This is a genomic window from Pseudoalteromonas sp. P1-26 (assembly GCF_001401795.1).
In the GTDB taxonomy this organism is placed as follows: Bacteria; Pseudomonadota; Gammaproteobacteria; order Enterobacterales; family Alteromonadaceae; genus Pseudoalteromonas.
Map to the genome: position 1 here is coordinate 1 of NZ_LKDX01000171.1, position 281 is coordinate 281.

1 protein-coding gene is annotated in these 281 nt (G+C 40.9%); it reads left to right on the forward strand.

Features of this window, described 5'->3' with window-relative positions:
* A partial coding sequence (locus AN394_RS21420; RefSeq protein ID WP_152968978.1) for a transposase occupies window positions 1-281 on the forward strand: 281 nt, incomplete at both ends.

Genomic DNA, 281 nt, shown 5'->3' on the forward strand with positions numbered 1-281 from the left:
TTAAGACCGTCACTGTTCAATATCGTCACGGAAAATGGGAATGCAGTATCACTCAGGAAGTGGAATGCAAAACGGCTAAACAAGTTTTGGAAACTATCACTGGCTTTGACATCAACTCAAAGCAAACGGTTGTTGGTTCGAACGGATTTGTGGCCGATAATCCGAAGTTTTTAAAACAGTCAAAAGAGAAGCTAAATCAATTGCAACGCCAGCTTGCACGTCGAACCAAAGGTTCAAATCGCTGGCAAAAAACAAAACAACGCATCAATAAATTACACGGA